1 pseudogene and 1 other annotated feature are annotated in these 227 nt (G+C 54.6%); the pseudogene reads left to right on the forward strand.

Going from position 1 to position 227, the window contains the following annotated elements:
* Window positions 1-227 (forward strand): annotated as a pseudogene (locus tag QEP12_RS17005) (IS3 family transposase); the annotation flags it as partial.
* Window positions 132-227: a sequence feature (AL1L pseudoknot), on the forward strand. This feature is flagged as partial in the annotation. It overlaps the preceding pseudogene by 96 nt.

Raw genomic sequence — 227 nt, forward strand, 5'->3', positions numbered from 1 at the left:
TGGGTGCAGCGCAAAGAAATAGATGCAGGCCAACGCCCAGGATTGACCACGGATGAACGTGAGCGGCTCAAGCAACTGGAGCGAGAGAACAAGGAACTGCGCCGAGCCAATGACATCCTCAAGGCTGCGAGCGCTTTTTTTGCGCAGGCGGAGCTGGACCGTCGCATCAAGAGTTAATTGACTTTGTAGACCAGTATCGTGATGCCTATGGGGTCGAGCCAATTTGG

The organism is Comamonas jiangduensis, assembly GCF_030162955.1.
Classification (GTDB): Bacteria; Pseudomonadota; Gammaproteobacteria; order Burkholderiales; family Burkholderiaceae_C; genus Comamonas; species Comamonas jiangduensis.